Genomic DNA, 22,958 nt, shown 5'->3' with positions numbered 1-22,958 from the left:
TTCGTTGTTCGCGGGGTCTTACGCTGCCTCCTGTGACCAACCAGGAGCTGCGCCTGTCGGTCGGCGCGTCGCCCGGCCAGCGCGTCGTGGCGGTGGTGTTCGGCGTCCTGCTCACGGCCGTCGGCGCGGCGTTCGTGGCACTGCCCCTCATCGCCGATGGGCTGCTGCGCCGACTGACCGGCCGGGGCGACGCGTTCGCCTCCTATGAGGAGGCTCGCGACCTGCCACCGGGGCTGTTGCCGCCCGGACTGCGCGACTCCGTCGACCCGGACCAGTCCGGTCCCAGCCCGTTCGTCGGCCTGTGTGGTCTGCCCTTCGTGCTGCTCGGCCTCTACCTGGTGCTGCGGGTGCTCCGTACGGCCGCCTGGCTGGACGGCAGCAGGGCTCGGGTACGCGGTGCGCTGCGCACCCGCACCGTCGACCTCGCCACCGCCCGGATCGAGTCCGGTGCGGTGTCGTACCGCGAGGCGGACGTCAACGACCCGGCCGGCGAACCGCAGGCGCGGGCCATCCTCGCGACCGACCCGGGGAGCGCCCGGGGGGTCACCATCCCACTGCGCGGCATGGGGCTGCCCGTCCTGCCGCCGTCCGAGCTGCGGGCGCTGGCCGAGGCGATCACGACGGGTCGACGGGGCGATGAGCCGGCGGGCGACGCGACCGCCGTGGCCGACCACCTGCGCCGGCTGGCAGAGCGCCCGTCGGCCGACCGAGGCGGTCGTACGTCCCAGGAGGCCGACGCGGAGGGCTGGAGGCCACAGCAGCGGGGCTGGTGGGGTCACTGGGGTCAACGGGGCAGATGAGACGAGCCTGGGCCCTGGACAGGGCGGGCCGGGCAGCCTCACCATCGCGGTATGGGGTAGCAGAGCCGCCGTGCGGGAGGTGCCAATGGTCACCGGTCCGGTCCAGCAGCCGTCAGTCGTCGCCCAAGCGCGCGTCGCGCATCCGGCGGGGCTCCCCGCCGATCCACATTCCATCGGTCTGCCCGGCGTGCCGCGCCCGGCCGGCCTCGCCGGTGACGTGCACGCCCTCGGCCGGGCCGTCGCCGTCGCGAGCACCGAGCCGTGCTGGCGCGAGGAGGTGCTCCTTCGCCTGCGTCCGGTGCGCCACGGCTTCGCCGAGCACGTCCGGGTCACCGAAGGTCCCACCGGCCTCTACCGGGAGTTGCTCAGCCAGTCGCCACGACTTGACCACGGGGTGCGGCTGCTGACCCGGGAGCACGTGGCGATCGTCGCCGCGATCCTGGCGGTTCAGCAGATCGCCGAGCAACCCGAGGCGCGCCCCGATGAGCTGCGACACCGGGCCGGGCACCTGCTGCGGCGGTTGGCCCGACATCGGCGGCGCGGTGCCGACCTGCTCTGGGAGGCGTACCAGACGGATCTGGGTGGCGAGACCTGAGCTCAGGTCGGGAACCGGCCGGTCGGCGGGGGCGTCGAACCGTGCATGAATCGGTTCGCCCTGCTGCTCGTACTCCCGTTGCTGCTCCTGACGGGCTGTGCCGCGACCGACGCCGGTCCGGCCGGTGGCCCGCCCAGCCGCACGGACGGGGCGGCGGCCTTCGCCCAGCGGGCCGCCCAGGTCGCCGAGGCGTGGCGGCCCGGCGTCGAGTGGCGCACGGGTTACGTGCCGTTGGAGGGGCCGACCCTGCTCACCGGTGACCCGGGCTTCACCCCCGAGACCGAGGCGGCCTTCCGGGCCGGGTGGTACCGCGAGCAGGTCGGAATACCGCCCACCCGGGTCGGCGGCGAGATCCAGTTCCCGGACGGGCGGTTGACGCTGCCGTTGGTCAGTGCCGCCGAGGCGTACCGGCAGCTCGACCAGGGTGACCCACTGCCCTGCCCGGGGCGGCCGAAACGGCCCGGACGACCCACCCCCGGCGGCCCCACAGTCGAACCGGGGCCCGACGGGTGGGTCACGAGCAGCACGCAGACCGCCTGCCTTCCGCTCACCGTCACCGCTGTCACGTTGGACGCCGTGCCGGTGCGCACGAGCCGTGGCGTGGCGCAGGTCCCGGCCTGGCTGTTCACCATCAAGGAGCTGACCACGCCGGTGGTCCGGCTCGCCGTCGCGCCGACGGCCGTCACCCCCGTGCCCGAGCCGACCACGCCGGCCCGGCCGCTGCCGGACGGGTTGGTGGCGGCCCAGGACCTGGCCGCCGTCGACGGCGCCCGGTTGACAGTGCGCCTCGGCGTCGGCGCGTGCGACACCGGGATCACGCCGTTGGTGTGGGAACGGCCGGACGTCGTGGTGGTCGGTGGCGGCGTCACCCGGGCCACCGGCGAATGCATCGCCCTGCTGAAGGTGGAGCCGGTCACCGTGAACCTGGCGACACCGCTGGGCAACCGACCGGTGTTGGACGTCTTCACCGGTGCCCCGCTGTCGATCGGACCACGCTGACCCGGTTCAGAGGATGCTGGGCACTTCGGTGCTGATCGGTACCGGCACCACAGTGGGCCGGTCGGCGCGCAGCCCGGCGGAGAGCGCCGCGCCGAGCTGGTCGGGGGTCTCGGCCACCTGCGTGGCGCAGCCGTAGCCGGCCGCGATCGCGACGACGTCCAACCCCGGCAGGTCCAGGCCGGGCACACCGGGAGTGTGCTTCAGCTCGGCGAACGCCTTGAGGATCGCGTACTGCTGGTTGACCGGGACGACGACCACCACCGGCAGTGCCAGGCGCGCGGCCGTCCAGAGCGCCTGCACCGAATAGTGGAAGGAGCCGTCGCCGATCACCGCCACCACCGGGCGACCGCGCCCGGTGTCCCGTTCGGCCAGTGCGATGCCGATGGCCGCCGGCAGGCCGTAGCCGAGGCCGCCGCTGGCCATCGTGAAGTACGACGCCGGGCGGGTGATCCGCAGCTGACGACGCAGCGCGGACAGATTGGATGGTGACTCCTGGACCAGCACGCCGTCCGGCGGCCAGTGCGCGGCCAGTGCGGCGAACAGGGCGTCGGCGCTCATCGGGGTGCTGACCTCCGGCGGCGCGAGCGCGTCCCGTCGCCCGGGTGCCGGCCGGTCGCTCGGCGGCACCCCTTCGACCAGCGCGGCCAGGGCCAGTCCCGGGTCGCTGAGCAGGCTGTCACCGACCGGGGCCCGCGCGGCCTCGTCGGGGTCGTCAGTGATGTGCAGCAGGCGGGCACCGTCGGGCAGGTGCCCGCCCGGCACGTACGGGTAGTAGCGGAACACCTGGGCGCCGACGACCAGCACCGTGTCGTGCCCGCGCAGCGCATCGGCGAGCGGACCGATCGCGTACGGCAGCACGCCGCGAAAGTGCGGGTGGTCCTCGGGGAACACCGCCCGCTCGGTGGCGGGAGCCGACCAGACCGGCGCGGCGAGCCGCTCCGCCAGCGCCACCGCCGTCGACCAGCTCGCGGAACGGTCCACCCCCGGCCCGTACACGAGCACCGGGTTGCGGCTGCCGGCCAGCACGCGGACGAACTCCTCCAACCGCTGTGGGTCCGGCGCGAACCGGGTGGCCACCGTTCGCGGCGCGGGCGGCGGGTCGGCCGGCTGGGCCCAGTCGTCCATCGGCAGGGAGAGGAAGACCGGCCCGGCCGGTGGCTGCACCGCCGTCGCGTACGCCCGCAGCATCGCGGCGGGGATGTCCTGCGCCCGAGCCGGCTCGTAGGCCCACTTCACGTAGGGCTGCGGAAGTTCGGTGGGCCGGCGGCTGGCCAGCCGGGGTTCCAGGAGCAGCATCTCCCGGGTCTGCTGGCCGGCGGTGACGATCAGCGGGGTCTTGTTGTGCCAGGCGGTGACCAGGTTGCCCATGCCGTTGCCGGTGCCCGGCGCGGTGTGCAGGTTGACGTGGGCGGGCATCCCGGTGGCCTGGGCGTAGCCGTCGGCCATCGCGACGGCCGTCGCCTCGTGCAGCGCGTGGACGTAGTGGAAGTCGGAGGGGAAGTCCTGGAGGAACGGCTCCTCGGTGGACCCAGGGTTGCCGAAGACAGTGGTCATACCGAGGGTGCGGAGCACGTCGTACGTCGCGTCCCGGACAGTTGCCATCGCACCCGCCTCCGTGTCGCGGGCAGGGGCAACCGCGTTCGCCCTCCCGATCAGCCGAATCTATCGGGATGTGACGGACCTTTCGGGCGTTTCTCGGCCGCCGGTGGCTCCGATCGGTCGATCACCGGGAGCTCCGCCGCCGGGTGCGTCGGCCCTTCGTCTTAACTGTCCGATCACCCGCCGGTCAGACCTTAGCCAGCACCCAGCACGCAGGCTATGGTGCCAGGCATGGCGTTGACAGCGCGGCTGAACCCGATGCGGCGGGCGGATCCGGTCGATGACCGACGCCCGGCGCGGGCTCACGGTTGACGGGTGTGTGGCATGCAGGGAGAGGGCCAGGCGATCGGCGGACGAGCGATGGAGTCGATGACCGGGCGGCTGCTGGTTGCGACTCCGGCGCTCAAGGATCCGAACTTCGACCGTACGGTGGTGATGCTGGTCGCCCACGAGCCTGGCGGCGCGCTCGGCGTGGTGCTCAACCGGGCCACCGAGGTGCCGGTGGCCGAGGTGCTCGGTGACTGGAGCGACCTGGCCCGCCACCCGGCGGTGCTCTTCGAGGGTGGCCCGGTGCAGCCCGACTCGGCCATCTGCCTCGCCCGGATGCGGCACCCGATGCGCCGGGTGAAGGGCTTCCACCAGGTTTCCGGAGCGGTCGGCACTATCGACCTCTCGGTCGACCCGGAGCGGCTGCGGGAGAGCATCGGCGGCATCCGGGTCTTCGCCGGCTACTCCGGCTGGGGCAGCGGCCAGTTGGAGCAGGAGATCGCCGACGGGTCCTGGTTCGTGCTGGACGGGCTGCCCGGGGACGCCTTCGTCGACCGGCCCGACGACCTGTGGCCGATGGTGCTGCGCCGACAGGGCGGAATGATGGCCGCCGTCGCGCACTTTCCGCCGGACGTGGCGCTCAACTGACCCGGCCTGGCGGGGGACCCCGCGAGATGACCATGCGGGCCGGTCTGTGTATAGTTTCCCAGTGCCCGGGCGACCGGGAGAACAGCAAGGGGCCGTGGCGCAGCTGGTAGCGCACCACACTGGCAGTGTGGGGGTCAGGGGTTCGAGTCCCCTCGGCTCCACCCTTGAGAAACGCCCTGGTCGGGATTATCCGACCAGGGCGTTCTGCTGTTGTTGGCGGTATTCTGCCGCATCGTGGAGCCACCCCACTCGGTCGAAAACGCCCTGACCGGTATCCGGTCAGGGCGCTGTTCGACTGTTATGTCCGTGTGGGGCCTATCAGCCCTGGCGGCTCTTCCACTGCGGGTTGGCGCGGTTCACCACGACCACCCGGCCGCGACGGCGGACCACCACCGAACCCGGCTTCTGCTTGAGCGCACGCAACGAGCTACGTACCTTCATGTCTGCCTCCTCGGTGCCAGCGGTTCCGAGTATCGAAACGCCGTACCCACCCGCCGGATTCCCGGCCGGTCAGCGTCGAACCTTTGCCGTCTGCCAGCCGTACCAGTGGGCGGAGGTCATCCTCATGCCCGTACGCCGGCTCGTCGCCACGGTGCTGGTCGCTGCCGCGACAGTGCCGCTGGCCGCCACACCCGCAGCCGCCCACGGCGCCCCGACCGACCCGATCAGTCGCGCGGCTGCCTGTGGCCCCGAGGGCCGGTACGCGACCACCAGCGCCTGCCGGGCGGCGATCCAGGCCGGCGCGGCGGTCCGCGAATGGGACAACGTGCGCGTTTCCACGATCAACGGGCGAGATCGGGAACGGATCCCGGACGGTGAGTTGTGCAGCGGCGGGCTGTCCGCGTACCGGGGACTGGACCTGCCCCGCACCGACTGGCCCAGCACCACGCTGACCACCGGCGCGAAGTTCACCTTCCGGTACCGGACCACCATCGAGCACCGGGGCACCTTCCGGCTCTACGTCACCACGCCCGACTACGACCCGAGCAAGAAGCTGACCTGGGCGGATCTGGAGTCGCGCCCGTTCCTGACGCTGACCGACCCGCCGGTGCGGGCCGGGGCGTACCAGTTGGCGGGCCGGCTGCCCGCGGGCCGCAGTGGCCGACAGCTGATCTACACGATCTGGCAGAACTCCAACACGCCGGACACCTACTACTCCTGCTCCGACGTGGTGTTCCGCGGTGCCAAGGCCACCGGTGCCACGGCCACCCCCACCCCGGCGAAGGCCGCCGCGCCGAAGAGCGCGCCGCGTACCGCCGCGAGTGGGCCGGCCGCCACCGAGGCGGCGGTGGCGGCGGCGGCCGACCCGGGCGTGCCGGTGGCGTCGGTGACCACCCTCGGCGGTCGGTGGCCGGTGCTGGCCGGTGCTGCCACCGTGCTGGTCCTGGCGCTGCTGCTGATCGGTGCCGGACGGCGACGCCGCAGCGCCGCAGCACCGGTGGGCCGGCAGTGCGAGGTGCGTAACCACCGGGCCGGGCGGCGCCGGATCTGGTGAACCGACCCGCCCGGAACCCGACGGTGTTCAGCCCAGGTGGCGCTCGATCTCGGCCAACTCGTCGGCAGTGAAGTCGAGGTTGTCCAGCGCGGCGATGTTCGTCTCCAACTGCTCGACGCTGCTCGCGCCGATGATGAGGCTGGTCATCCGCGGGTCACGCAGCGCCCAGGCCAACGCGAGCTGAGCGAGGGACTGGCCGCGCCCCTCGGCGACCGCGCCGAGCCCACGAATGGTGGCCATCTTCTCGTCGCTGAGGTCGCTCTCGTTGAGGAAGACGCTGGTGCGAACCCGCGAGTCGGCCGGAATGCCGCCCAGGTAGCGGTCGGTCAGCAGGCCCTGCGCCAACGGGCTGTACGCGATGCAGCCCGCACCGACCTGCTCCAGCGTGTCGAGCAGGCCGTCGGACTCGGTCCAGCGGTTGAGCATCGAGTACGACGGCTGATTGATCAGCAGCGGCGTACCCAACTCGCGCAGGATCGCGGCGGCCCGCGTGGTCTGCTCCGAGTTGTAGTTCGAGATGCCGACGTAGAGCGCCTTGCCGGAGCGGACGATGGCGTCGAGCGCCCCCATCGTCTCCTCCAGCGGGGTGTCCGGGTCGAACCGGTGCGAGTAGAAGATGTCGACGTAGTCCAGCCCCATCCGGCCCAGCGACTGGTCCAGCGACGAGATCAGGTTCTTGCGCGAGCCCCACTCGCCGTACGGGCCGGGCCACATCAGGTACCCGGCCTTGCTGGAGATGACCAACTCGTCCCGGTACGGCTTCAGGTCGGTGGCGAGCATCCGGCCGAAGTTCTCCTCCGCCGAACCGGGCGGCGGGCCGTAGTTGTTGGCCAGGTCGAAGTGGGTGACACCCAGGTCGAAGGCGCGGCGGACGATGTCGCGCTGCCGTTCGAACGGGCGGTCCGGACCGAAGTTGTGCCACAGCCCGAGCGAGACGGCAGGCAGTCGCAGGCCGCTGCGTCCGCTGCGCCGGTAGGTCATGGTGTCGTAGCGGTCATCCGCGGCGAGGTAAGTCACGATCATGAGCCTAGCTCCGGCCCGCCCTGGCGTGGATCGGGCGTGGAAACCAGGACATCGGGGTAGTTTCGACGCCATGCGTTTCATTGCGCTCGACACCCCCAAACCGCTGTCCAAGATCGGGTTGGGCACCTGGCAGTTCGGCTCCAGGGAGTGGGGGTACGGCCCGGACTTCGAGCGGCAGGCGGCGCAGATCGTCCGGCGGGCCGTCGAGCTGGGTGTGACGGTCTTCGACACCGCTGAGATCTACGGCTTCGGGCGCAGCGAACGCATCCTCGGCGCGGCCCTCGGCGACGACCGGCCGAAGGTCGTGATCGCCAGCAAGATCCTGCCGGTGCTGCCGGTGGCCGCTGTCGTGCAGCAGAGGGCGGTCGCCTCGGCGGCCCGGCTCGGCGTCACCAGCATCGACCTCTACCAGGTGCACCAGCACAACCCGCTGGTCGCCGACCACACCACGATGCGCGGCATGCGGACCCTGCAGGACGTCGGGCTGATCGGCGACGTCGGCGTGAGCAACTACGGGCTGCGCCGCTGGCAGATCGCCGAAGCCGCGCTCGGCCGGCGGGTGCTCAGCAACCAGGTCCGCTACAGCATGCTGGACCGCGCGCCCGAGCAGGACCTGCTGCCGTACGCGCGGCAGGCCGGCCGGGTGGTCATCGCGTACAGCCCGCTGGCGCAGGGCTTCCTCTCCGGCCGCTACGACGCCAAGCACCCGCCGACCGGTGCGGTCCGGCGGGCCAACCCGTACTTCCTGCCGGAGAACCTTGAGCGCGGCGCGGCCCTGATCGACACCCTGCGCCAGGTCGCCGACGCCCACGACGCCACCCCCAGCCAGATCGCGCTGGCCTACCTGCTGCGCCACCCGAACGTGCTCGCCATCCCCGGGGCGTCCGGGGTCGAGCAGATGGAACGCAACGCCGCCGCCGCCGACATCGACCTCGCCGACGACGAGTACACGGCGCTGGCCGAGGCGGCGAAACGCTTCCGCCCGATCACCGGGCTCGCCGCGATGCCGGCGATGCTGCGTGCCCGGATCGGCAACCCAACCGGAAAGTGAGCACAGTGGACGACATCACCGCACTGATCCTGGACGACCACGCCGCCTTCCGGCGTGGCTTCGCCCGCCTCGACGACGCCCGCGACGAGCAGGAGATGCTCGCCATCTGGGACGCTCTCGCCCTGCACCTGGACATCCACGCCGAGGCGGAAGAGGCGATCCTCTACCCGCACCTGGTCAAGCACGGCGACGACGGCGAGGACGAGACCGCCGACGCGATCGGCGACCACAACAAGATCCGCGACGCCATCGCCGAGGCGAAACTGCACCCGGTCGGCTCGGACCAGTGGTGGGAGGCGGTCGGCACCGCCCGCCGGGAGAACAGCGAACACCTGGCCGAGGAAGAGGACGAGGCGCTGCCCGACTTCCGCCGGCACGCCAGCACCGAACTCCGCGCCGAGCTGGGCCAACGCTGGCTGACCTTCTACGGCGAGCACAAGAACGGCCGCAACCTGCCGTTCCGCGACAAGGACCCGCAGCAGTACGTCGCCGACCACCGCTGACATCTCCCCGACGCGGGGGAGTCGGCGGGACCCGTCCGGGCAGCAGAATGACGAGGTGACCCTCCGAGCGGCGCTGGCCCCGCTGGTCGCCGGCACCACCTGGCGACGCGGCGTGTTCCTGCTGCTCGGCGGCGTGCTGGCACTGCCGTACGGGCTGCTCGCGGTGACCTTCGCCCAACTGCTCGCCGACTCGGCGATCCCCCGTCCGATGGTCTATGTCCTGCTGGTCATCGCCGTACTGATCGCCGTCGTCCCGTTGCTGCTGGACGGCAGCCGGGCCTTGGAGATCGCCGCCGTCCGGGCCCTTCTCGGCGTCGACCTGCCCGACCCCGCGCCCGGCCACCACGGCGACCGGGAGACCCGGCTGCGCAGCGCGCTCTGGATCGCCACCCACCTCATCGTCGGCGCGCTGGTGATGATCGGGTTGTTCAGCGCCTTGCCGATGGCACTGGCGTTCATCGCCCAACAGTTCGGCATCGGCACCGAGCTGATCAGCCGGGAACAGTTCGGGCCACTGGACGGACAGGACAGCGGCTGGCTGACAGTGACCGGGGTGCTCCTGCTGGTCGTCCTCGGCTACGCGGTCGCCGGTCTCGGCGCGCTCGCCGGGTCCATGGCGCCGGTGCTGCTCGGCCCGGCCCAGGCGGAGCGGATCGCCGCCCTCGAAGCACGGGCCGCCCGGCTCGCCGAACGCAACCGGCTGGCCCGGGAGCTGCACGACTCCGTCGGCCACGCGCTGACAGTGGCCACCCTCCAGGCCGGGGCCGCCCGTGAAGTCCTCGACACCGACCCCGAGTTCGTCCGGCGGGCGCTCACCGCCATCGAGGACGTCGGGCGGACCGCGATGGACGACCTCGACCACGTCCTCGGGCTGCTCCGGGAGAACGGACGCGACCGGCCCGTGGTGGCGCCGCAGCGTACCCTCGCCGACCTGGACCGGCTGATCACCGACGCGCGCGCGGCCGGCCTGGCCGTGCACGCGCAACGCTCCGGCGACCCGGCGCGGGCGCCCGCTGTGGTCTCCCGGGAGGGCTACCGGATCGTCCAGGAAGGACTGACCAACGCCGCCCGACACGGCCACGGTCCGGTGACGGTACGCCTGGACCTGCACCCGGACGCGCTGGAGTTGGAACTGGTCAACGCCGTGAGCCACCCCCACCGGTCCCGGCTGGGGCGGGGCGGTCGGGGTCTGGACGGCATGCGGGAGCGGGTGCTGCTGCTCGGCGGCCGGATCACAGTGGGCCCGGACGGCGACCGGTGGCTGATCCGGGCCCGCCTGCCCTACGAGGAGACCCGATGACCACCGGGGTGCTCATCGTCGACGACGACGAGCTGATCCGAATCGGGCTGCGAGCGATCATCGACGCCCAACCGGACCTGCACGTGCTCGCCGAGGCCGCCGACGGTGCCGAGGTGCCGCCGCTGGTCGCCCGGCACCGGCCCGACGTGGTGCTGATGGACGTACGGATGCCCGGCATCGACGGCATCCAGGCCACCCGGCACCTGATGGCCACCTCCGCCGACCCGCCCCGGGTGCTGGTGGTCACCACCTTCGCCAACGACGAGTACGTCTACGAGGCGCTGCGCGCCGGTGCCTCGGGGTTCCTGCTCAAACGGGCCCGGCCCGCCGAGGTGGTCGAGGCGGTCCGGGTGGTCGCGGCCGGCGAGTCGCTGCTCTTCCCGGCCGCGATCCGCCAACTGGTCGGGGCGTACGGGCCGGCGGGCGGCGACCGGTTGAGCACCGCCCGGCTCACCGAACGGGAGGCCGAGGTGCTGCGGTTGATGACCACTGGCCGGTCCAACCCGGAGATCGCCGCGCACCTGGTGGTCGGGGTGGAGACGGTCAAGACGCACGTCGGCAACGTGCTGGCCAAGCTGGGGGTCCGCGACCGCACGCAGGCGGTCATCGCCGCCTACGAGTCCGGCTTCGTCACCCCGTCCGGCTGATCGGTCCCTCCACCGGGGGAGCGGGTTCACCGCCGGCCGGGAGGGAATCCGGCGGCTGCCAGTCGAGGCTGAGAGCATGACGACGATAACTGCATCTCTGCCCCGTACCGACTCCCGCTGGCCGGACCGGCTGGCCCCACTGGCCGCCGGTTGGCTCGGCCTGTGGGGCGTGCTCGCCCTGCTCGGCACGCTCACCGGCGCCGGCTACCCGTTCGGCCCGAACGACCCCCACGGCGGCGACGTCAGCCTGCTCCGCCTGGTGCCGGTGGAGGTGGCCACCCCGCTCTTCTCCGGTGTGCTGCTCACCGCCGCGGTGGCCGCCCTGGCCATGAGCCGCCCGGCTGCGCGATCACCCGGCCCGCTGCGGGCGCTGCTCGCCGGCTACGGCTGGGCGGTCGCGTTCGTCCTTGTCCTGATCGTGCCGGACGTCCGAGTGCTGATCGTCCTCGGCTACCTGCCGATACTCATCGTCGGGGCACCGTTCGGCTGGCCGCCCATCGACTACTCCGATGTCTTCAACTGGGCGCTGTTCGCCCGGTTCGCGGCGCTGGCCGGCGGGCTGCTGCTGGTCGGGGCGGTACTCGCCTGGCAGCGCCGTACCGCCGGGGCCTGCGTCGGCTGCGGCCGCGCCGACACCGGCAAGGGGTGGACCACCCCGGCCGCCGCCACCCGCTGGGGCCGGTGGGCCGCCGGCATCGCCGCGGTGATCCCCCTGACGTACGCGGTCACCCGGTTCGCCTGGGCGGCCGGCGTCCCGCTCGGCATCTCCCGCGAGTTCCTGACCGAGATGCAGGACACCGGGCTGGTCTGGGCCGGGCTCGGGCTGGGCGCTTTCGCCAGCGTCGGCGCGATCCTCACCCTCGGACTGGTGCAGCGCTGGGGCGAGCGGTTCCCGCGCTGGATGCTCGGCCTGGCCGGCCGTCGGGTGCCGGTGAAGCTGGCCGTGGTGCCGGCCACCCTGGTCGCCATCTCCGTGACCGCGGCCTCTCTGGGGCTGCTCAGCAATCCCGAGTTCTGGCGGCTGACCGGCGGGTTCAGCATGACCGGGGCGCCGATGCTGCTCTGGCCGCTGTGGGGCGTGGCCCTCGGCGTCGCCACGTACGCGTACCACCTGCGCCGCCGCGGTGCCTGCCGGCGTTGCGATCGGGGCTGAGGGTGGGAGCGGGGGTGCCCCCTGATGCCCGGGGCGCCCCCGCGAATGTGAGCTAGCGTGGGTCGGGTGACTGCGCCTACCCCGGTAATCCCGGTTCCACCGGCCGACCTGCCCGGCACGCTCGGCGCGCTACGGGCGGCCGGTCACCAGTACCGCACCGTCAAGCAGGAACTCCGCGACAACCTCCTCGCCCGGATGCGCTCCGGCGAGACCCGTTTCCCCGGCATCGTCGGCTACGACGACACAGTGCTGCCCGAGGTCGAGCGGGCCCTGCTCGCCGGGCACGACATGGTGCTGCTCGGCGAGCGCGGCCAGGGCAAGACCCGACTGATCCGCTCACTGGGCGCGTTGCTCGACGAGTGGACCCCCGTTCTGCCCGGCTCGGTGCTCAACGAGCACCCGATGCACCCGCTCACCCCGGCGTCGGTCGCCCAGGTCACCGAGGCCGGTGACGACCTGCCGATCGGCTGGCTGCACCGTTCGATGCGGTACGGCGAGAAGTTGGCCACCCCGGACACCAGCGTCGGGGACCTGATCGGCGACGTCGACCCGATCCGCATCGCCCAGGGTCGTACCCTCGGCGACCCGGAAACCATCCACTTCGGGTTGGTGCCACGCACCAACCGGGGCATCTTCGCCGTCAACGAACTGCCCGACCTGGCCGAGCGGATCCAGGTGGCCCTGCTCAACGTGCTGGAGGAGCGGGACATCCAGGTCCGCGGCTACCAGCTGCGCCTGCCGCTGGACCTGCTCCTGGTGGCGAGCGCCAACCCGGAGGACTACACCAACCGGGGCCGGATCATCACTCCCCTCAAGGACCGTTTCGGCGCGGAGATCCGCACCCACTACCCGGTCGAGCTGGAGCTGGAGCTGGCGCTGATCCGCCAGGAGGCCGACGTGGTCGCCGAGGTGCCCGAACACGTGCTGGAGGTGCTGGCCCGCTTCGCCCGCGCCGTCCGGGAGTCGCCGTCGGTGGACCCGCGCTCCGGTGTCTCCGCCCGCTTCGCCATCGCCGCCGCCGAGACGGTCGCCGGTGCCGCGCTGCGTCGCGCCGGTCTGCTCGCCGCCTCCGACACCCCGGACGGACGCCCCGAGGCCGCCGTCGCCCGCGTCGGTGACGCGGTGTCGGTGACGAGCACGCTGCGCGGCAAGGTCGAGTTCGAGAGCGGCGAGGAGGGTCGGGAGACCGAGATCCTCGCGCACCTGCTGCGTACGGCGACCGCCGAGACGTTCCGGGCCCGCCTGGCCGGGCTGGACCTGTCCGGGTTCACCGCCCTGGTCGAGGACGGCGCCGCGATCGAGACCGGCGAGTTGGTCAGCGCCGCCGAGCTGCTGCGCCAGGTCGGCACCGTACCCGGGTTGGCGAAGGTCCTGGACCGGCTCGACCTGGGTGACGCGCCCACCTCGGAGGAGGCCGCTGCCGCCGTCGAGTTCGTGCTGGAGGGGCTGCACCTGACCCGCCGGCTCGGCAAGGACGTCACCGACTCGGGGCGCACCGTCTACGGCGGCCGGGGCTGACCGTGGCCGGCAACCGGTTCCGTTACGGGCAGTGGAACGGCGGGCCCGACCCGCTCGCACCCCCGTACGACGTGCGCGAGGCGGTGGACGCGGTCGGTGCCGAGGTGCTGGCCGGCGGCAGCCTGCGGGAGGCACTGCGTGACCTGCTGCGCCGTGGCCCGCAGGGACGGGGTGGCCTGGACGACCTGGCCGCCCGGGCTCGGCGGCTGCGCCGGGAGGCGCTGCGCAGGGGCGACCTGGACGGGGCGGTGACCCGGGCCCAGGCCCTGCTCGACCAGGCCCTCGCCGCCGAGCGGGACGAGCTGCGGGGTCGCGACGACGACGCCGCGCGGTTCGCCGAGGCGGTGCTGGACAATCTGCCGCGCTCGACGGCGCGGGCGGTGGAGGAGCTGTCCGGCTACCAGTGGGCCAGCGACGACGCCCGCCGCGCGTACCAGCAGATCCTCGACCAACTCCGCGACGACGTGCTCGGCCAGCGCTTCGCCGGGATGCGCGACGCGGTGCGCGCCTCCGCCGACCCGGCCGCCCAGCAGCGGCTCGCCGAGATGATGGGCGATCTGAACGACCTGCTGGCCCGGCACGGTCGCGCGGAGGACACCACCGACGCGTTCGCCGAGTTCATGCGCCGACATGGTGACTTCTTCCCGGAGAAGCCGGAGAACGTCGACGAGTTGATCGACGTGCTGGCCCGTCGGGCGGCGGCCGGTGAGCGGCTGATGAACTCACTCTCCGAGCGGCAGCGCGCCGAGCTGGCCGGCCTCATGCAGCAGTCGCTCGGCGACCGCCTCGCGGGGGAGTTGTCCGCGCTCGACGCGAACCTGCGCGCGCTGCGACCCGATCTGCGCTGGGGGCGGGGCGAGCGGGTCCGTGGCGACCAGCCGTTGGACTACGCCGACGCGGCCGGCGCGCTGGGTGAGATCGGCGACCTGGACGACCTGCTGGACCAGCTCGACCAGGAACACCCGGGGGCGACCCTCGACGACGTGGACGTCGACGCGGTGGCGCGCACGCTGGGCCGGGACGCGGCCGATGACGTTCGCCGTCTGCGTGACCTGGAGCGGGAGTTGCGCCGCCAGGGTTGGGTCAGCCGGGACGCGGAGGGGCTCACACTGAGCCCGAAGGCGCTGCGCCGACTCGGCGGGACCGCGCTGCGGCAGGTCTTCGCGGAGCTGACCGCCGGGCCGCGTGGCCAGCACGACCTGCGTTCGGCCGGTGCGGCGGGCGAGGTCAGCGGCGCGTCCAGGCCCTGGCAGTACGGCGACGAGCAACCGTTGGACGTGGTCCGCACGTTGACCCGGGCGGTCAGTCGGGCCGGGCCGACGGTCCCGGTGCAGCTCGCGGTGGACGACTTCGAGGTGGTGGAGACCGAGAGGCGCGCCTCGGCCGCTGTGGTGCTCTGCGTCGACCTGTCGTACTCGATGATCTCTCAGGGTCGTTGGGGGCCGATGAAGCAGACGGCGCTGGCGTTGGCGCACCTGATGGAGACGCGCTTCCCACAGGACGCCCTGCAGATCGTGGGCTTCGGCCGGGAGGCGATGACGCTCACCCAGCAGGAGTTGGCGGCCGTGGAGCCGGACATGGAGCAGGGCACCAACCTCCAGCACGCGTTGCGGCTGGCGGGCCGATACCTGCGCCGGCACCCGGACGCCGAGCCGATCGTGCTGGTGGTCACCGACGGCGAGCCGACCGCGCACCTGGATCCGGACGACGGGGAGGCGCTGTTCCACTGGCCGCCGCTGCCGGAGACGATCGAGGCGACGGTCCGCGAGGTGGACCGGCTGAGCCGTTACGGTGCCACGCTCAACCTGTTCATGCTCGGTGACGATCCGGGCCTGCGACGATTCGTCGACGCGGTGGCCCGCCGCAGCCGGGGTCGCATGTTCACGCCGGACACCGGCGACCTGGGCGAGTACGTGGTCAGCGACTACCTCCGCTCCCGCCAATCCCGCCGCTAACTCCTGCCGCGGCGGGTTGACTGGGGGGATGGAGAGCGGGGGATTGCGGCGGGCTTACGGTGCCCTGTTCGCGGAGGTCGACGCTGGCGGGTTCGGTCCGGCCCCGGAGGGCCAGCTCAGTGCCGAGCAGATCGTCGCGCATCTGGTCGCCAACGACGAGCTGATGATCCACGCCACCGAGGCGTTGCTGGCCGGGTCGCCGTTCGCCTACTACGAGTTGGAGGAGGACGTGCACCGCCCGCAGCTCGACGCGCTCGCCGCCGAGCAGGGTGGCCTGCGTGGCCTGACCGCGCTGCTGCACGGCACCAGCGACCGGCTGTGCGGGCTGGTCGACCAGCTCGGCCTGGCAGCGGAGACCCCGGTCGAGACGCACCTACGCGAGGGCTTCGACCTCGTCGTCGACGAGCCACTGCCCTGGTCCCGCACCCTGGACCTGCACACCCGGGTGCACCTGCCGAAGCACCAGTCCCAACTGCACCTGCTCCGGTCCTGAGCGGCAGCGGTACGGGCGGCGGCTGATCAGTGTGACCCGGCACGGGTGCCGTGCTCCGTTGAGCGTGATGACTGTGGGTCATCTTGATGACCCACAGTCATCAAGCCCGCAAGTAGTGCTGCCCGGACCGGGACGAGATCGGCCCAGCCCTACCCCGTGCCCCCTGCCCCTGCTCCACGCGATCTTGCACTTTCTGTCCCCGTAATTGGGTCAAACCGTGCATACGGGCGACCGGAAGTGCAAGATCGCGGGGTGCGGGGTGCGGGGTGCGGGGTGCGGGGTGCGGGGTGCGGGGTGCGGGGGCGCGGGGGCGGAGGGCGCGGGGGTGCGGTGCGGGGGGTGGAAGATCGCGAGGGCGCAGCGCGGGTTGCGGGGGCGCAGCGCGGGGCGCTGGGGTGCGGTCAGGTTTTGATTAGTTCGGGGCGGGGGTGGAAGGTGCGGCGGTAGGTGGACGGGGCCACGCCGATGCGTTGGTGAAGTTGCTGGCGTAGGGCGGCGGTGGTGCCGAAACCGCAGCGGTTGGCGATCTGGTCGACGGTGAGGTCGGTCGTCTCCAGCAGCAGTCTCGCGTGGTCGGTGCGCTGGTGCAGCAGCCACTGCGCCGGGCTGAGGCCGGTCTCCGAACGGAAGCGTCGGGTGAAGGTGCGCACGCTCATCCGCGCCTGCTCGGCCAGGTCGCGCAGCGCGATCGGCTCGTGCAGCCGCTGCCGCGCCCACTCCCGGGCTCCCGCCGTGCTGGTGTCGGTCACCTTCGGCACCGGCTGCTCGATGTACTGCGCCTGACCGCCGTCGCGCCACGGCGGCATCACGCAGCGGCGGGCCGCCCGGTTGGCCACCTCGCTGCCGTGGTCGAGGCGGATGACGTGCAGGCAGAGGTCGATGCCGGCGGCGACTCCGGCCGAGGTGAGCACCCGGTCGTCGGCGATGAAGAGCACGCCCGGGTCGAGGTCCACCCGGTCGTGCAGGCGGCGGAACTGCTCGGCGTACGCCCAGTGGGTGGTCGCCCGCCGCTCGTCGAGGAGCCCGGCGGCGGCGAGTACGAACGCTCCGGTGCAGATCGACATGATCCGGGCACCCCGCTCGTACGCCGCGCGCAGCGCCTCGGTCACCTCCGGCTCGACGATGCCCGAGGACAGGACGGTGCCGTCGTGGATGCCGGGGACGATCACCGTGTCGGCGGTGTCGAGCAACTCCAGCCCGTGGTCGGGGAGCACCTGGAAGCCGGCGGTGCTGCGTACGGGCTGCCGACCCGGGGTGCATACCCGGACGTCGTAGAAGGGTGTCCCGTCGGCGGCCCGGGCCGTGCCGAAGACCTGGGACGGGGTGCCGAGGTCCAGGCCGACCACCTGGTGCAGGGCGAGTACGGCGATCCGGTGCGGGCGATCGGTCATGGCCCGATTATTGCGCATGATGGCTTTCCGGCCACTCGCCGAGGTGTGTGGACCAGCTCAGACTTGTCCGGTGACCAAGAACCGACGTCTGCATCCCGCCTGGCTGGTCGCCGCCGTCGCCTTCGTGGCGCTGGTCGGCGCGGCCGGCTTCCGCGCCACCCCGTCGGTGCTGCTGCACCCGCTGCACGAGGAGTTCGGCTGGCCGCTGGCCACGATCTCCGCGGCCGTCTCGGTCAACCTGCTGCTCTACGGGCTCACCGCGCCGTTCGCGGCCGCCCTGATGGACCGGTTCGGCATCCGCCGGGTGGTCTCGGTGGCGTTGCTGCTGGTCGCTGCGGGCAGCGGTCTGACGGTCTTCATGACCGCCAGTTGGCAGCTCCTGCTCTGCTGGGGTGTGCTGGTGGGGCTGGGCACCGGCTCGATGGCGCTGGCGTTCGTGGCCACCGTCACCGGCCGTTGGTTCGTGCACCGGCGGGGCCTGGTCACCGGAGTGCTGACCGCCGGCGGGGCGGCCGGGCAACTGGTGTTCCTGCCACTGATCGCCATCCTGGTGCGCGATCACGGCTGGCGTACCGCCGCACTCGTGGTGGCCGCGGCGGCGCTGGCGGTCGTACCCCTGGTGGTGTGGCTGCTGCGCGAGCACCCGGCGGATCTCGGTCTGCCCGCCTACGGGGCGACCGAGGTCGTCGCGGCGCCGCCGGCGACCGGCGGCGCGGCGACCCGGGCGATCGGCGCGCTGGCCACCGCGGCCCGGACCCGACCGTTCTGGCTGCTGGCCGGAGGCTTCGCGATCTGCGGGGCGACCACGAACGGCCTGGTCGGTACCCACTTCGTGCCGGCCGCGCACGACCACGGCATGGCCCAGACCACGGCGGCCGGGTTGCTCGCTCTGGTGGGGGTCTTCGACATTGTCGGCACCATCGCCTCCGGCTGGCTCACCGACCGGGTGGACAGCCGGTTGCTGCTCGGCTTGTACTACGCGCTGCGCGGGTTGTCCCTGCTGGTGCTGCCGAGCCTCTTCTCCGGCAACGCCGAGCCGAGCATGCTGGTGTTCATCGTCTTCTACGGCCTGGACTGGGTGGCCACGGTGCCGCCGACGGTGGCGCTGTGCCGGGAGTATTTCGGTGGCGCCGGAGCTGTGGTGTTCGGCTGGGTGTTCGCCGCGCACCAACTGGGCGCGGCGGTCGCCGCCACCGGCGCGGGGCTGGTCCGGGACCGGCTGGGCGACTACGCGATGGCCTGGTACGTGGCGGGTGCGCTGTCGATCGGCGCCGCCGGGCTGTCGTTGCTGCTGCGCCGCCGACCGGGCCGACCGGTGCCGGAGGCCGTGCTGGTCGCCGCGACCGCGCCCAGGGCGTGGAGATTGCGGGGTTGAACCGCGCTGAACCTGACGGCCGCACGGGACGTGCGACGCGTCGGCCGGTCAGCTCACTGTCCACTGCTGGGCCGGCCGGCCGTCGCACTGTCGCTGCCGGATGTCGTCGCCCGCCTCGACGGCGTCGTCGTCGGCCTGGGCGCACCTGTTGCTGTGCGCGGCGATGAGCAGGACGGCGCTGGTGCCGGTCCCGCCGAACCGCCACTGCTGGTTGGCCCCACCGTGGCAGGGGAACTGCAGCAACCGCGCGCCGTCGTCCTGACTGCCACCCTCGACGTCGAGGCACTGCCCGTACGCGGCGTTGGTCAACGACAGCACGCCCGTGCCGGCCGGGCTGACCACCCACTGCTGCTCCGGGGTGCCGGTGCACACGGCCAACTCGGCCTTGGCCTCCTTACCGTCACCGTCGAGCCCCAGGCAGAGGCCCGAGGTGGCGCGCAGCACCCGGGGCCCGGTGGGCGGGGCGGCCGGAGTGTTTGCCGACGGGGTCGGTGACGGCTCGGCCGGTGCGGTCGGGCTCGGCTCGCCGGCCGGTTCGCTGGGCTGCGCCGCGCTGGACGGCGTACCGACCGACGCCGGCACCGACGGCTCGTCGTCACCGTCGAGCAGCCCGGTGGCGAAGACGACCCCCAGGAGTACGCCGACGGCCCCGACCGCCACCGCGACCCGCAGCAACGGATCGGCCAGTGGGCCGGAGCGAGGTGCCCGGTGACCGCCGTAGACGGTGCCGGCGGGGTCGGGGCGTTCCTCGGGCGCTGACATACGCGCCATCCTCACCCACGATGTCGCGCCGGAGCCAGCCCGGCGGTGCGGGGGTCGGCGAGGCTCAGCGGGTGGGCTGCTCGTCGGTGACGTCGGCCACCGTGGCGTCGAGGGCGGCGATCGCGGCGTCGGCGTCGATCGCGATGGCGAGACCCCGCTCGCCGGCGCCGAGGGTGATCTCGCGGCCGCGCAGTCGCTCGTCGGCGATCACCGGCCAGGCAGTGCTCGCGCCGAACGGGGTGATGGTGCCGCGTTCGTAGCCGGTGGCGGCCAGTGCTCCCGCCGCGTCCGGCATGGAGAGCCGGTGCACCCCGAGCAGGGCGCGCAGCTTGGGCCAGGAGATGACCCGGTCGCCGGGGGTGAGCACGAACAGGTGATCGTCTTCGCCGCGCCGGACCACAATTGTCTTGACCACGTCGGGGACGGTCACGCCCCGGGCGGCGGCTGCCTCCGCGAGGCTGCCGACGGCACCGTGGCTGACCAGCCGATACGGCAGTTGGGCGGCGTCCAGGGCGGTGATCGCTGGCGATGGCATGCCCGCCACGGTAGCCGTCGGGCCTGCCACCGGACGGGAAACTGCCACCGCCGACATCCCACGCTTTCCAAGAGGCGAGCGTAAGGTGATCACATGCGCGCTGAGCGTGTGGATCACCCCATTGACCATGATCAAGCGGTGGACACGCTGCGGCGGTCGTACGCCGCGGTGCCCACTGGCGAGCCTGTCCGGCTGGCCAAACGCACCTCCAACCTGTTCCGCCCCCGGTCCGCTCCCCGGACTCCGGGGCTCGACGTGAGTGGCCTGAACGGCGTGCTGTCGGTCGACCCGGCCGGCCGCACCGCCGACGTCCAGGGCATGTGCACCTACGAGAACCTGGTCGACGCGACGCTGCCGCACGGGCTGATGCCGCTGGTGGTGCCGCAGTTGCGCACCATCACGCTGGGCGGCGCGGTGACCGGCCTCGGGATCGAGTCGACCTCGTTCCGCAACGGCCTGCCGCACGAGTCCGTCCAGGAGTTGGACGTGCTCACCGGCTCCGGCGAGATCGTCACCGCCCGACCCGACGGCGAGCACGCCGACCTGTTCACCGCGTTCCCCAACTCGCTGGGCAGCCTCGGGTACGCCACCCGGCTGCGCATCGAGCTGCAACCGGTCGGCCGGTACGTGGCGTTGCGCAACGTCCGGTTCACCCGACTGGAGGCGCTGACCGACGCGATCGCGGAGGTGACCGCCACCCGGTCCTGGGCCGGCGAACCGGTGGACGCGATGGACGGGGTGATGTTCAGCCCCGGCGAGGCGTACCTGGTCTTCGCCACGTTCACCGACGGGGCCGACCCGCCCAGCGACTACACCGGTCAGTCGATCTACTACCGGTCGCTGCGCGAGCGCACCCGCGACGTGCTCACCGCGTACGACTATCTGTGGCGCTGGGACACCGACTGGTTCTGGTGCTCGTCGGCGTTCGGCGCGCAGCACCCGGTCGTGCGCAGGCTCTGGCCGGCGCGTTACCGGCGCAGCGACTTCTACCACCGACTGGTCCGGTTGGAGCACCGCCACCAGGTGGCGGCCCGGATCGACCGGCTGCGCGGGCAACCGGCCCGGGAGCGGGTCGTGCAGGACGTGGAGATCCCGCTGGACCGTACGGCCGACTTCCTGCGCTGGTTCGCCGGCGCGGTGGGAATGAACCCGGTGTGGTTGTGTCCGTTGCGACTGCGTGAGCCGGCGGGGCCCGGTTCGGCGCGGTCCTGGCCGCTGTATCCGCTGCGGCCTGGGCAGGACTACGTCAACATCGGGTTCTGGGGGAGCGTGCCGATCGCGCCGGGCGCCGCCGACGGCGACGTCAACCGCACGATCGAACGCAGGGTGTCGGAGTCGGGCGGGCACAAGTCGCTCTACTCCGACGCGTACTACGACCGGGACGCCTTCGATCGCCTCTACGGCGGCGACACGTGGCGCGCGGTGAAAGACCGCTACGACCCGGACCACCGGCTGACGGGACTGTACGAAAAGGCGGTAGCACGAGCATGAGCCTGACCGACAGAGATCAGGGGGCGGCGAGCGTCCCCGCCACCCCACCGGCGGGGGGCCGGCAACCGGTTCCGACCGTCGCGGATGTCATCCGCGCGGTCACCTCGGGGCCGTTGCCGGTGCGGATCACCGGGTACGACGGCAGTTCCGTCGGCCCGTCCGACGCCGGCATCACCCTGGCGATCCAATCCGAGCGGGGTTTGTCCTATCTGCTCACCGCGCCCGGTGACCTGGGCATGGCCCGGGCCTACGTCAGTGGCGACCTGGCGTTGCAGGGTGTGCACCCGGGCGACCCGTACGAGGCGTTGCGGGTGCTCAAGGACGAGCTGCGGTTACGCCCACCGTCGCTTGCCGAGGGGTTGGCGCTGGTCCGTGGGCTGGGCTGGGAGCGGCTGATGCCGCCGCCGGCACCGCCGCAGGAGGCGCAGCCCCGCTGGAAGCGGGTGATGAACGGGATGCGGCACTCGCGGGTGCGGGACAGCACGGCCATCTCGCACCACTACGACGTGTCGAACGCCTTCTACGAGAAGGTGCTGGGCCCGTCGATGACGTACACCTGCGCGGTTTACCGGTCCCCTGACGACACGCTGGAGCAGGCCCAGGCGGCGAAGTACGACCTGGTCGCGGGCAAGCTGGCGCTGAAGCAGGGGATGCGGCTGCTGGATGTCGGGTGCGGCTGGGGTGGCATGGTGCGTCACGCGGCCCGCGAGTACGGCGTCAAGGCCCTCGGGGTGACCCTGTCGAAGGCGCAGGCGCAGTGGGCGCAGGCCGCGATCGAGCGGGAGGGGTTGACCGAGCTGGCGGAGGTGCGATACCTCGACTACCGGGACGCGCCGGCCGAGCAGTTTGACGCCATCTCCTCGATCGGGTTGACCGAGCACATCGGGGTGCGTAACTACCCGGCGTACTTCGGGGCGCTGCGCAGCCGGTTGCGGCAGGGTGGGCGACTGCTCAACCACTGCATCACCCGCGCTGACAACCGCGCGCCGCACCGCTCGGGAGCGTTCATCGACCGGTACGTCTTCCCGGACGGTGAGCTGGCCGGTCCGGGTCGACTGGTCAGTGAGGTGCACGACGCCGGGTTCGAGGTGCATCACGAGGAGAACCTGCGCCAGCACTACGCGCTGACGCTGGCCGCCTGGTGTCGCAACCTGGTCGAGCACTGGGACTTCTGCGTCTCGGAGGTGGGCGCGGGCACCGCCCGGGTGTGGGGGCTCTACATGGCCGGGTCGCGGATGGCGTTCGAGCGCAACGGCATTCAGCTGCACCAGGTGTTGGCCACCCACAACGGCCCGAACGGAGTGAGCGGCTACCCGCTGCGGCCGGACTGGTTGCCCTGATCACCTGCTGACCGTCGC

The 22,958-nt window shown here is 72.5% G+C and carries 22 protein-coding genes and 1 tRNA gene; 17 read left to right on the top strand and 6 right to left on the bottom strand.

Annotated features, from left to right (window positions below):
- Nucleotides 1-32: 32 nt before the first annotated feature.
- The 3 genes from ACGF3C_RS18990 (at nt 33) to ACGF3C_RS18980 (ending at nt 2,394) form a co-directional block, all read left to right on the top strand.
- Nucleotides 33-800, top strand: coding sequence for a hypothetical protein (locus ACGF3C_RS18990; protein WP_393223500.1), 768 nt, complete (start codon nt 33-35; stop codon nt 798-800).
- 70 nt (nt 801-870) lie between these two features.
- Complete coding sequence (locus ACGF3C_RS18985; protein ID WP_357227876.1) at nt 871-1,395, top strand: hypothetical protein; 525 nt, start codon at nt 871-873, stop codon at nt 1,393-1,395.
- Between the two features lie 45 nt (nt 1,396-1,440).
- Complete coding sequence (locus tag ACGF3C_RS18980; RefSeq protein WP_393223497.1) at nt 1,441-2,394, top strand: hypothetical protein; 954 nt, start codon at nt 1,441-1,443, stop codon at nt 2,392-2,394.
- Between the two features lie 6 nt (nt 2,395-2,400).
- On the opposite strand, the gene mdlC is transcribed toward ACGF3C_RS18980, so the two are convergent.
- Nucleotides 2,401-3,996 carry a benzoylformate decarboxylase gene (mdlC, locus tag ACGF3C_RS18975; RefSeq protein WP_357227872.1) on the bottom strand — a complete coding sequence of 532 codons (1,596 nt, stop codon included), beginning with the start codon at nt 3,994-3,996 and terminating at the stop codon, nt 2,401-2,403.
- 321 nt (nt 3,997-4,317) lie between these two features.
- On the opposite strand from mdlC, the gene ACGF3C_RS18970 reads away from it, so the two are divergent.
- Together ACGF3C_RS18970 and ACGF3C_RS18965 are read left to right on the top strand one after the other, a co-directional pair.
- Complete coding sequence (locus ACGF3C_RS18970; RefSeq protein WP_355005543.1) at nt 4,318-4,908, top strand: YqgE/AlgH family protein; 591 nt, start codon at nt 4,318-4,320, stop codon at nt 4,906-4,908.
- Between the two features lie 88 nt (nt 4,909-4,996).
- A tRNA-Ala gene (locus ACGF3C_RS18965) sits at nt 4,997-5,069 on the top strand.
- 157 nt (nt 5,070-5,226) lie between these two features.
- On the opposite strand, the gene ACGF3C_RS18960 is transcribed toward ACGF3C_RS18965, so the two are convergent.
- Nucleotides 5,227-5,349, bottom strand: a complete 123-nt coding sequence (locus ACGF3C_RS18960; protein WP_030490864.1) for a 50S ribosomal protein L36 — start codon at nt 5,347-5,349, stop codon at nt 5,227-5,229.
- 124 nt (nt 5,350-5,473) lie between these two features.
- Between ACGF3C_RS18960 and ACGF3C_RS18955 the strand changes: the two genes are divergently transcribed.
- Nucleotides 5,474-6,403 (top strand): lytic polysaccharide monooxygenase, encoded by a 930-nt coding sequence (locus tag ACGF3C_RS18955; protein WP_393223493.1) that lies wholly within the window; start codon nt 5,474-5,476, stop codon nt 6,401-6,403.
- Nucleotides 6,404-6,430: 27 nt separating this feature from the next.
- Here ACGF3C_RS18955 and mgrA read toward each other — a convergent pair whose 3' ends face one another.
- Nucleotides 6,431-7,426, bottom strand: coding sequence for an L-glyceraldehyde 3-phosphate reductase (mgrA, locus tag ACGF3C_RS18950; protein WP_357228734.1), 996 nt, complete (start codon nt 7,424-7,426; stop codon nt 6,431-6,433).
- Nucleotides 7,427-7,496: 70 nt separating this feature from the next.
- Here mgrA and ACGF3C_RS18945 point away from each other — a divergent pair, with 70 nt between their 5' ends.
- From ACGF3C_RS18945 to ACGF3C_RS18910, 8 genes are all read left to right on the top strand, one after another.
- Nucleotides 7,497-8,477: an aldo/keto reductase gene (locus ACGF3C_RS18945; protein ID WP_393223489.1), complete on the top strand. Its 981-nt coding sequence runs from the start codon at nt 7,497-7,499 to the stop codon at nt 8,475-8,477.
- Between the two features lie 5 nt (nt 8,478-8,482).
- Entirely contained in the window at nt 8,483-8,980 is a 498-nt protein-coding gene (locus ACGF3C_RS18940) for a hemerythrin domain-containing protein (RefSeq protein WP_030331463.1), read from the top strand.
- Between the two features lie 55 nt (nt 8,981-9,035).
- On the top strand, nt 9,036-10,280 hold the full coding sequence (locus ACGF3C_RS18935) for a sensor histidine kinase (RefSeq protein ID WP_393223486.1): 1,245 nt from the start codon (nt 9,036-9,038) through the stop codon (nt 10,278-10,280).
- Nucleotides 10,277-10,927 carry a response regulator transcription factor gene (locus ACGF3C_RS18930; protein WP_393223483.1) on the top strand — a complete coding sequence of 217 codons (651 nt, stop codon included), beginning with the start codon at nt 10,277-10,279 and terminating at the stop codon, nt 10,925-10,927. Before ACGF3C_RS18935 ends, ACGF3C_RS18930 begins: the two co-directional genes overlap by 4 nt.
- A 76-nt stretch (nt 10,928-11,003) precedes the next feature.
- Nucleotides 11,004-12,080, top strand: coding sequence for a hypothetical protein (locus tag ACGF3C_RS18925; RefSeq protein ID WP_393223480.1), 1,077 nt, complete (start codon nt 11,004-11,006; stop codon nt 12,078-12,080).
- A gap of 57 nt (nt 12,081-12,137) precedes the next feature.
- Nucleotides 12,138-13,598: a sigma 54-interacting transcriptional regulator gene (locus tag ACGF3C_RS18920; protein ID WP_357228747.1), complete on the top strand. Its 1,461-nt coding sequence runs from the start codon at nt 12,138-12,140 to the stop codon at nt 13,596-13,598.
- 2 nt (nt 13,599-13,600) lie between these two features.
- A complete protein-coding gene (locus tag ACGF3C_RS18915; protein ID WP_357228750.1) occupies nt 13,601-15,553 on the top strand; it encodes a VWA domain-containing protein in 1,953 nt (650 codons plus the stop codon).
- 28 nt (nt 15,554-15,581) lie between these two features.
- Nucleotides 15,582-16,046, top strand: coding sequence for a hypothetical protein (locus tag ACGF3C_RS18910; protein WP_355005532.1), 465 nt, complete (start codon nt 15,582-15,584; stop codon nt 16,044-16,046).
- A 401-nt stretch (nt 16,047-16,447) separates the two neighbouring features.
- Here ACGF3C_RS18910 and ACGF3C_RS18905 read toward each other — a convergent pair whose 3' ends face one another.
- Nucleotides 16,448-17,455 (bottom strand): helix-turn-helix domain-containing protein, encoded by a 1,008-nt coding sequence (locus tag ACGF3C_RS18905; RefSeq protein WP_357228755.1) that lies wholly within the window; start codon nt 17,453-17,455, stop codon nt 16,448-16,450.
- Nucleotide 17,456: 1 nt separating this feature from the next.
- Between ACGF3C_RS18905 and ACGF3C_RS18900 the strand changes: the two genes are divergently transcribed.
- Entirely contained in the window at nt 17,457-18,812 is a 1,356-nt protein-coding gene (locus ACGF3C_RS18900) for an MFS transporter (RefSeq protein WP_393223475.1), read from the top strand.
- Nucleotides 18,813-18,860: 48 nt separating this feature from the next.
- Here the strand turns inward: ACGF3C_RS18900 and ACGF3C_RS18895 are convergent, their stop codons facing one another.
- Nucleotides 18,861-19,574 (bottom strand): RICIN domain-containing protein, encoded by a 714-nt coding sequence (locus ACGF3C_RS18895; protein ID WP_357228575.1) that lies wholly within the window; start codon nt 19,572-19,574, stop codon nt 18,861-18,863.
- Nucleotides 19,575-19,638: 64 nt separating this feature from the next.
- The gene (locus tag ACGF3C_RS18890; protein ID WP_357228573.1) at nt 19,639-20,109 is read right to left on the bottom strand and encodes a YbaK/EbsC family protein; all 471 of its coding nucleotides are present in this window, start codon (nt 20,107-20,109) and stop codon (nt 19,639-19,641) included.
- A gap of 93 nt (nt 20,110-20,202) precedes the next feature.
- Between ACGF3C_RS18890 and ACGF3C_RS18885 the strand changes: the two genes are divergently transcribed.
- Complete coding sequence (locus tag ACGF3C_RS18885; protein ID WP_393223470.1) at nt 20,203-21,600, top strand: FAD-binding oxidoreductase; 1,398 nt, start codon at nt 20,203-20,205, stop codon at nt 21,598-21,600.
- Nucleotides 21,597-22,940, top strand: a complete 1,344-nt coding sequence (locus ACGF3C_RS18880; protein WP_357228567.1) for a class I SAM-dependent methyltransferase — start codon at nt 21,597-21,599, stop codon at nt 22,938-22,940. The genes ACGF3C_RS18885 and ACGF3C_RS18880 overlap by 4 nt, the downstream gene beginning before the upstream one ends.
- Nucleotides 22,941-22,958 lie beyond the last annotated feature (18 nt).

The sequence above is a fragment of the Micromonospora sp. NPDC047762 genome (genome assembly GCF_043204655.1).
Taxonomy (GTDB): domain Bacteria; phylum Actinomycetota; class Actinomycetes; order Mycobacteriales; family Micromonosporaceae; genus Micromonospora.
This window is presented reverse-complemented; position numbering and strand designations above follow the sequence as displayed.

Excerpts from the sequence above, each read along its gene's own strand:
- ACGF3C_RS18930 (WP_393223483.1), top strand. The coding sequence starts at position 10,277 with ATGACCACCGGGGTGCTCATCGTCGACGACGACGAGCTGATCCGAATC.
- ACGF3C_RS18890 (WP_357228573.1), bottom strand. The coding sequence starts at position 20,109 with ATGCCATCGCCAGCGATCACCGCCCTGGACGCCGCCCAACTGCCGTAT.
- ACGF3C_RS18895 (WP_357228575.1), bottom strand. The coding sequence starts at position 19,574 with ATGTCAGCGCCCGAGGAACGCCCCGACCCCGCCGGCACCGTCTACGGC.
- ACGF3C_RS18960 (WP_030490864.1), bottom strand. The coding sequence starts at position 5,349 with ATGAAGGTACGTAGCTCGTTGCGTGCGCTCAAGCAGAAGCCGGGTTCG.
- ACGF3C_RS18910 (WP_355005532.1), top strand. The coding sequence starts at position 15,582 with ATGGAGAGCGGGGGATTGCGGCGGGCTTACGGTGCCCTGTTCGCGGAG.
- ACGF3C_RS18885 (WP_393223470.1), top strand. The coding sequence starts at position 20,203 with ATGCGCGCTGAGCGTGTGGATCACCCCATTGACCATGATCAAGCGGTG.
- ACGF3C_RS18900 (WP_393223475.1), top strand. The coding sequence starts at position 17,457 with ATGGCTTTCCGGCCACTCGCCGAGGTGTGTGGACCAGCTCAGACTTGT.
- ACGF3C_RS18880 (WP_357228567.1), top strand. The coding sequence starts at position 21,597 with ATGAGCCTGACCGACAGAGATCAGGGGGCGGCGAGCGTCCCCGCCACC.
- ACGF3C_RS18970 (WP_355005543.1), top strand. The coding sequence starts at position 4,318 with ATGCAGGGAGAGGGCCAGGCGATCGGCGGACGAGCGATGGAGTCGATG.
- ACGF3C_RS18945 (WP_393223489.1), top strand. The coding sequence starts at position 7,497 with ATGCGTTTCATTGCGCTCGACACCCCCAAACCGCTGTCCAAGATCGGG.
- mgrA (WP_357228734.1), bottom strand. The coding sequence starts at position 7,426 with ATGATCGTGACTTACCTCGCCGCGGATGACCGCTACGACACCATGACC.
- ACGF3C_RS18955 (WP_393223493.1), top strand. The coding sequence starts at position 5,474 with ATGCCCGTACGCCGGCTCGTCGCCACGGTGCTGGTCGCTGCCGCGACA.
- ACGF3C_RS18905 (WP_357228755.1), bottom strand. The coding sequence starts at position 17,455 with ATGCGCAATAATCGGGCCATGACCGATCGCCCGCACCGGATCGCCGTA.
- mdlC (WP_357227872.1), bottom strand. The coding sequence starts at position 3,996 with ATGGCAACTGTCCGGGACGCGACGTACGACGTGCTCCGCACCCTCGGT.
- ACGF3C_RS18980 (WP_393223497.1), top strand. The coding sequence starts at position 1,441 with ATGAATCGGTTCGCCCTGCTGCTCGTACTCCCGTTGCTGCTCCTGACG.
- ACGF3C_RS18925 (WP_393223480.1), top strand. The coding sequence starts at position 11,004 with ATGACGACGATAACTGCATCTCTGCCCCGTACCGACTCCCGCTGGCCG.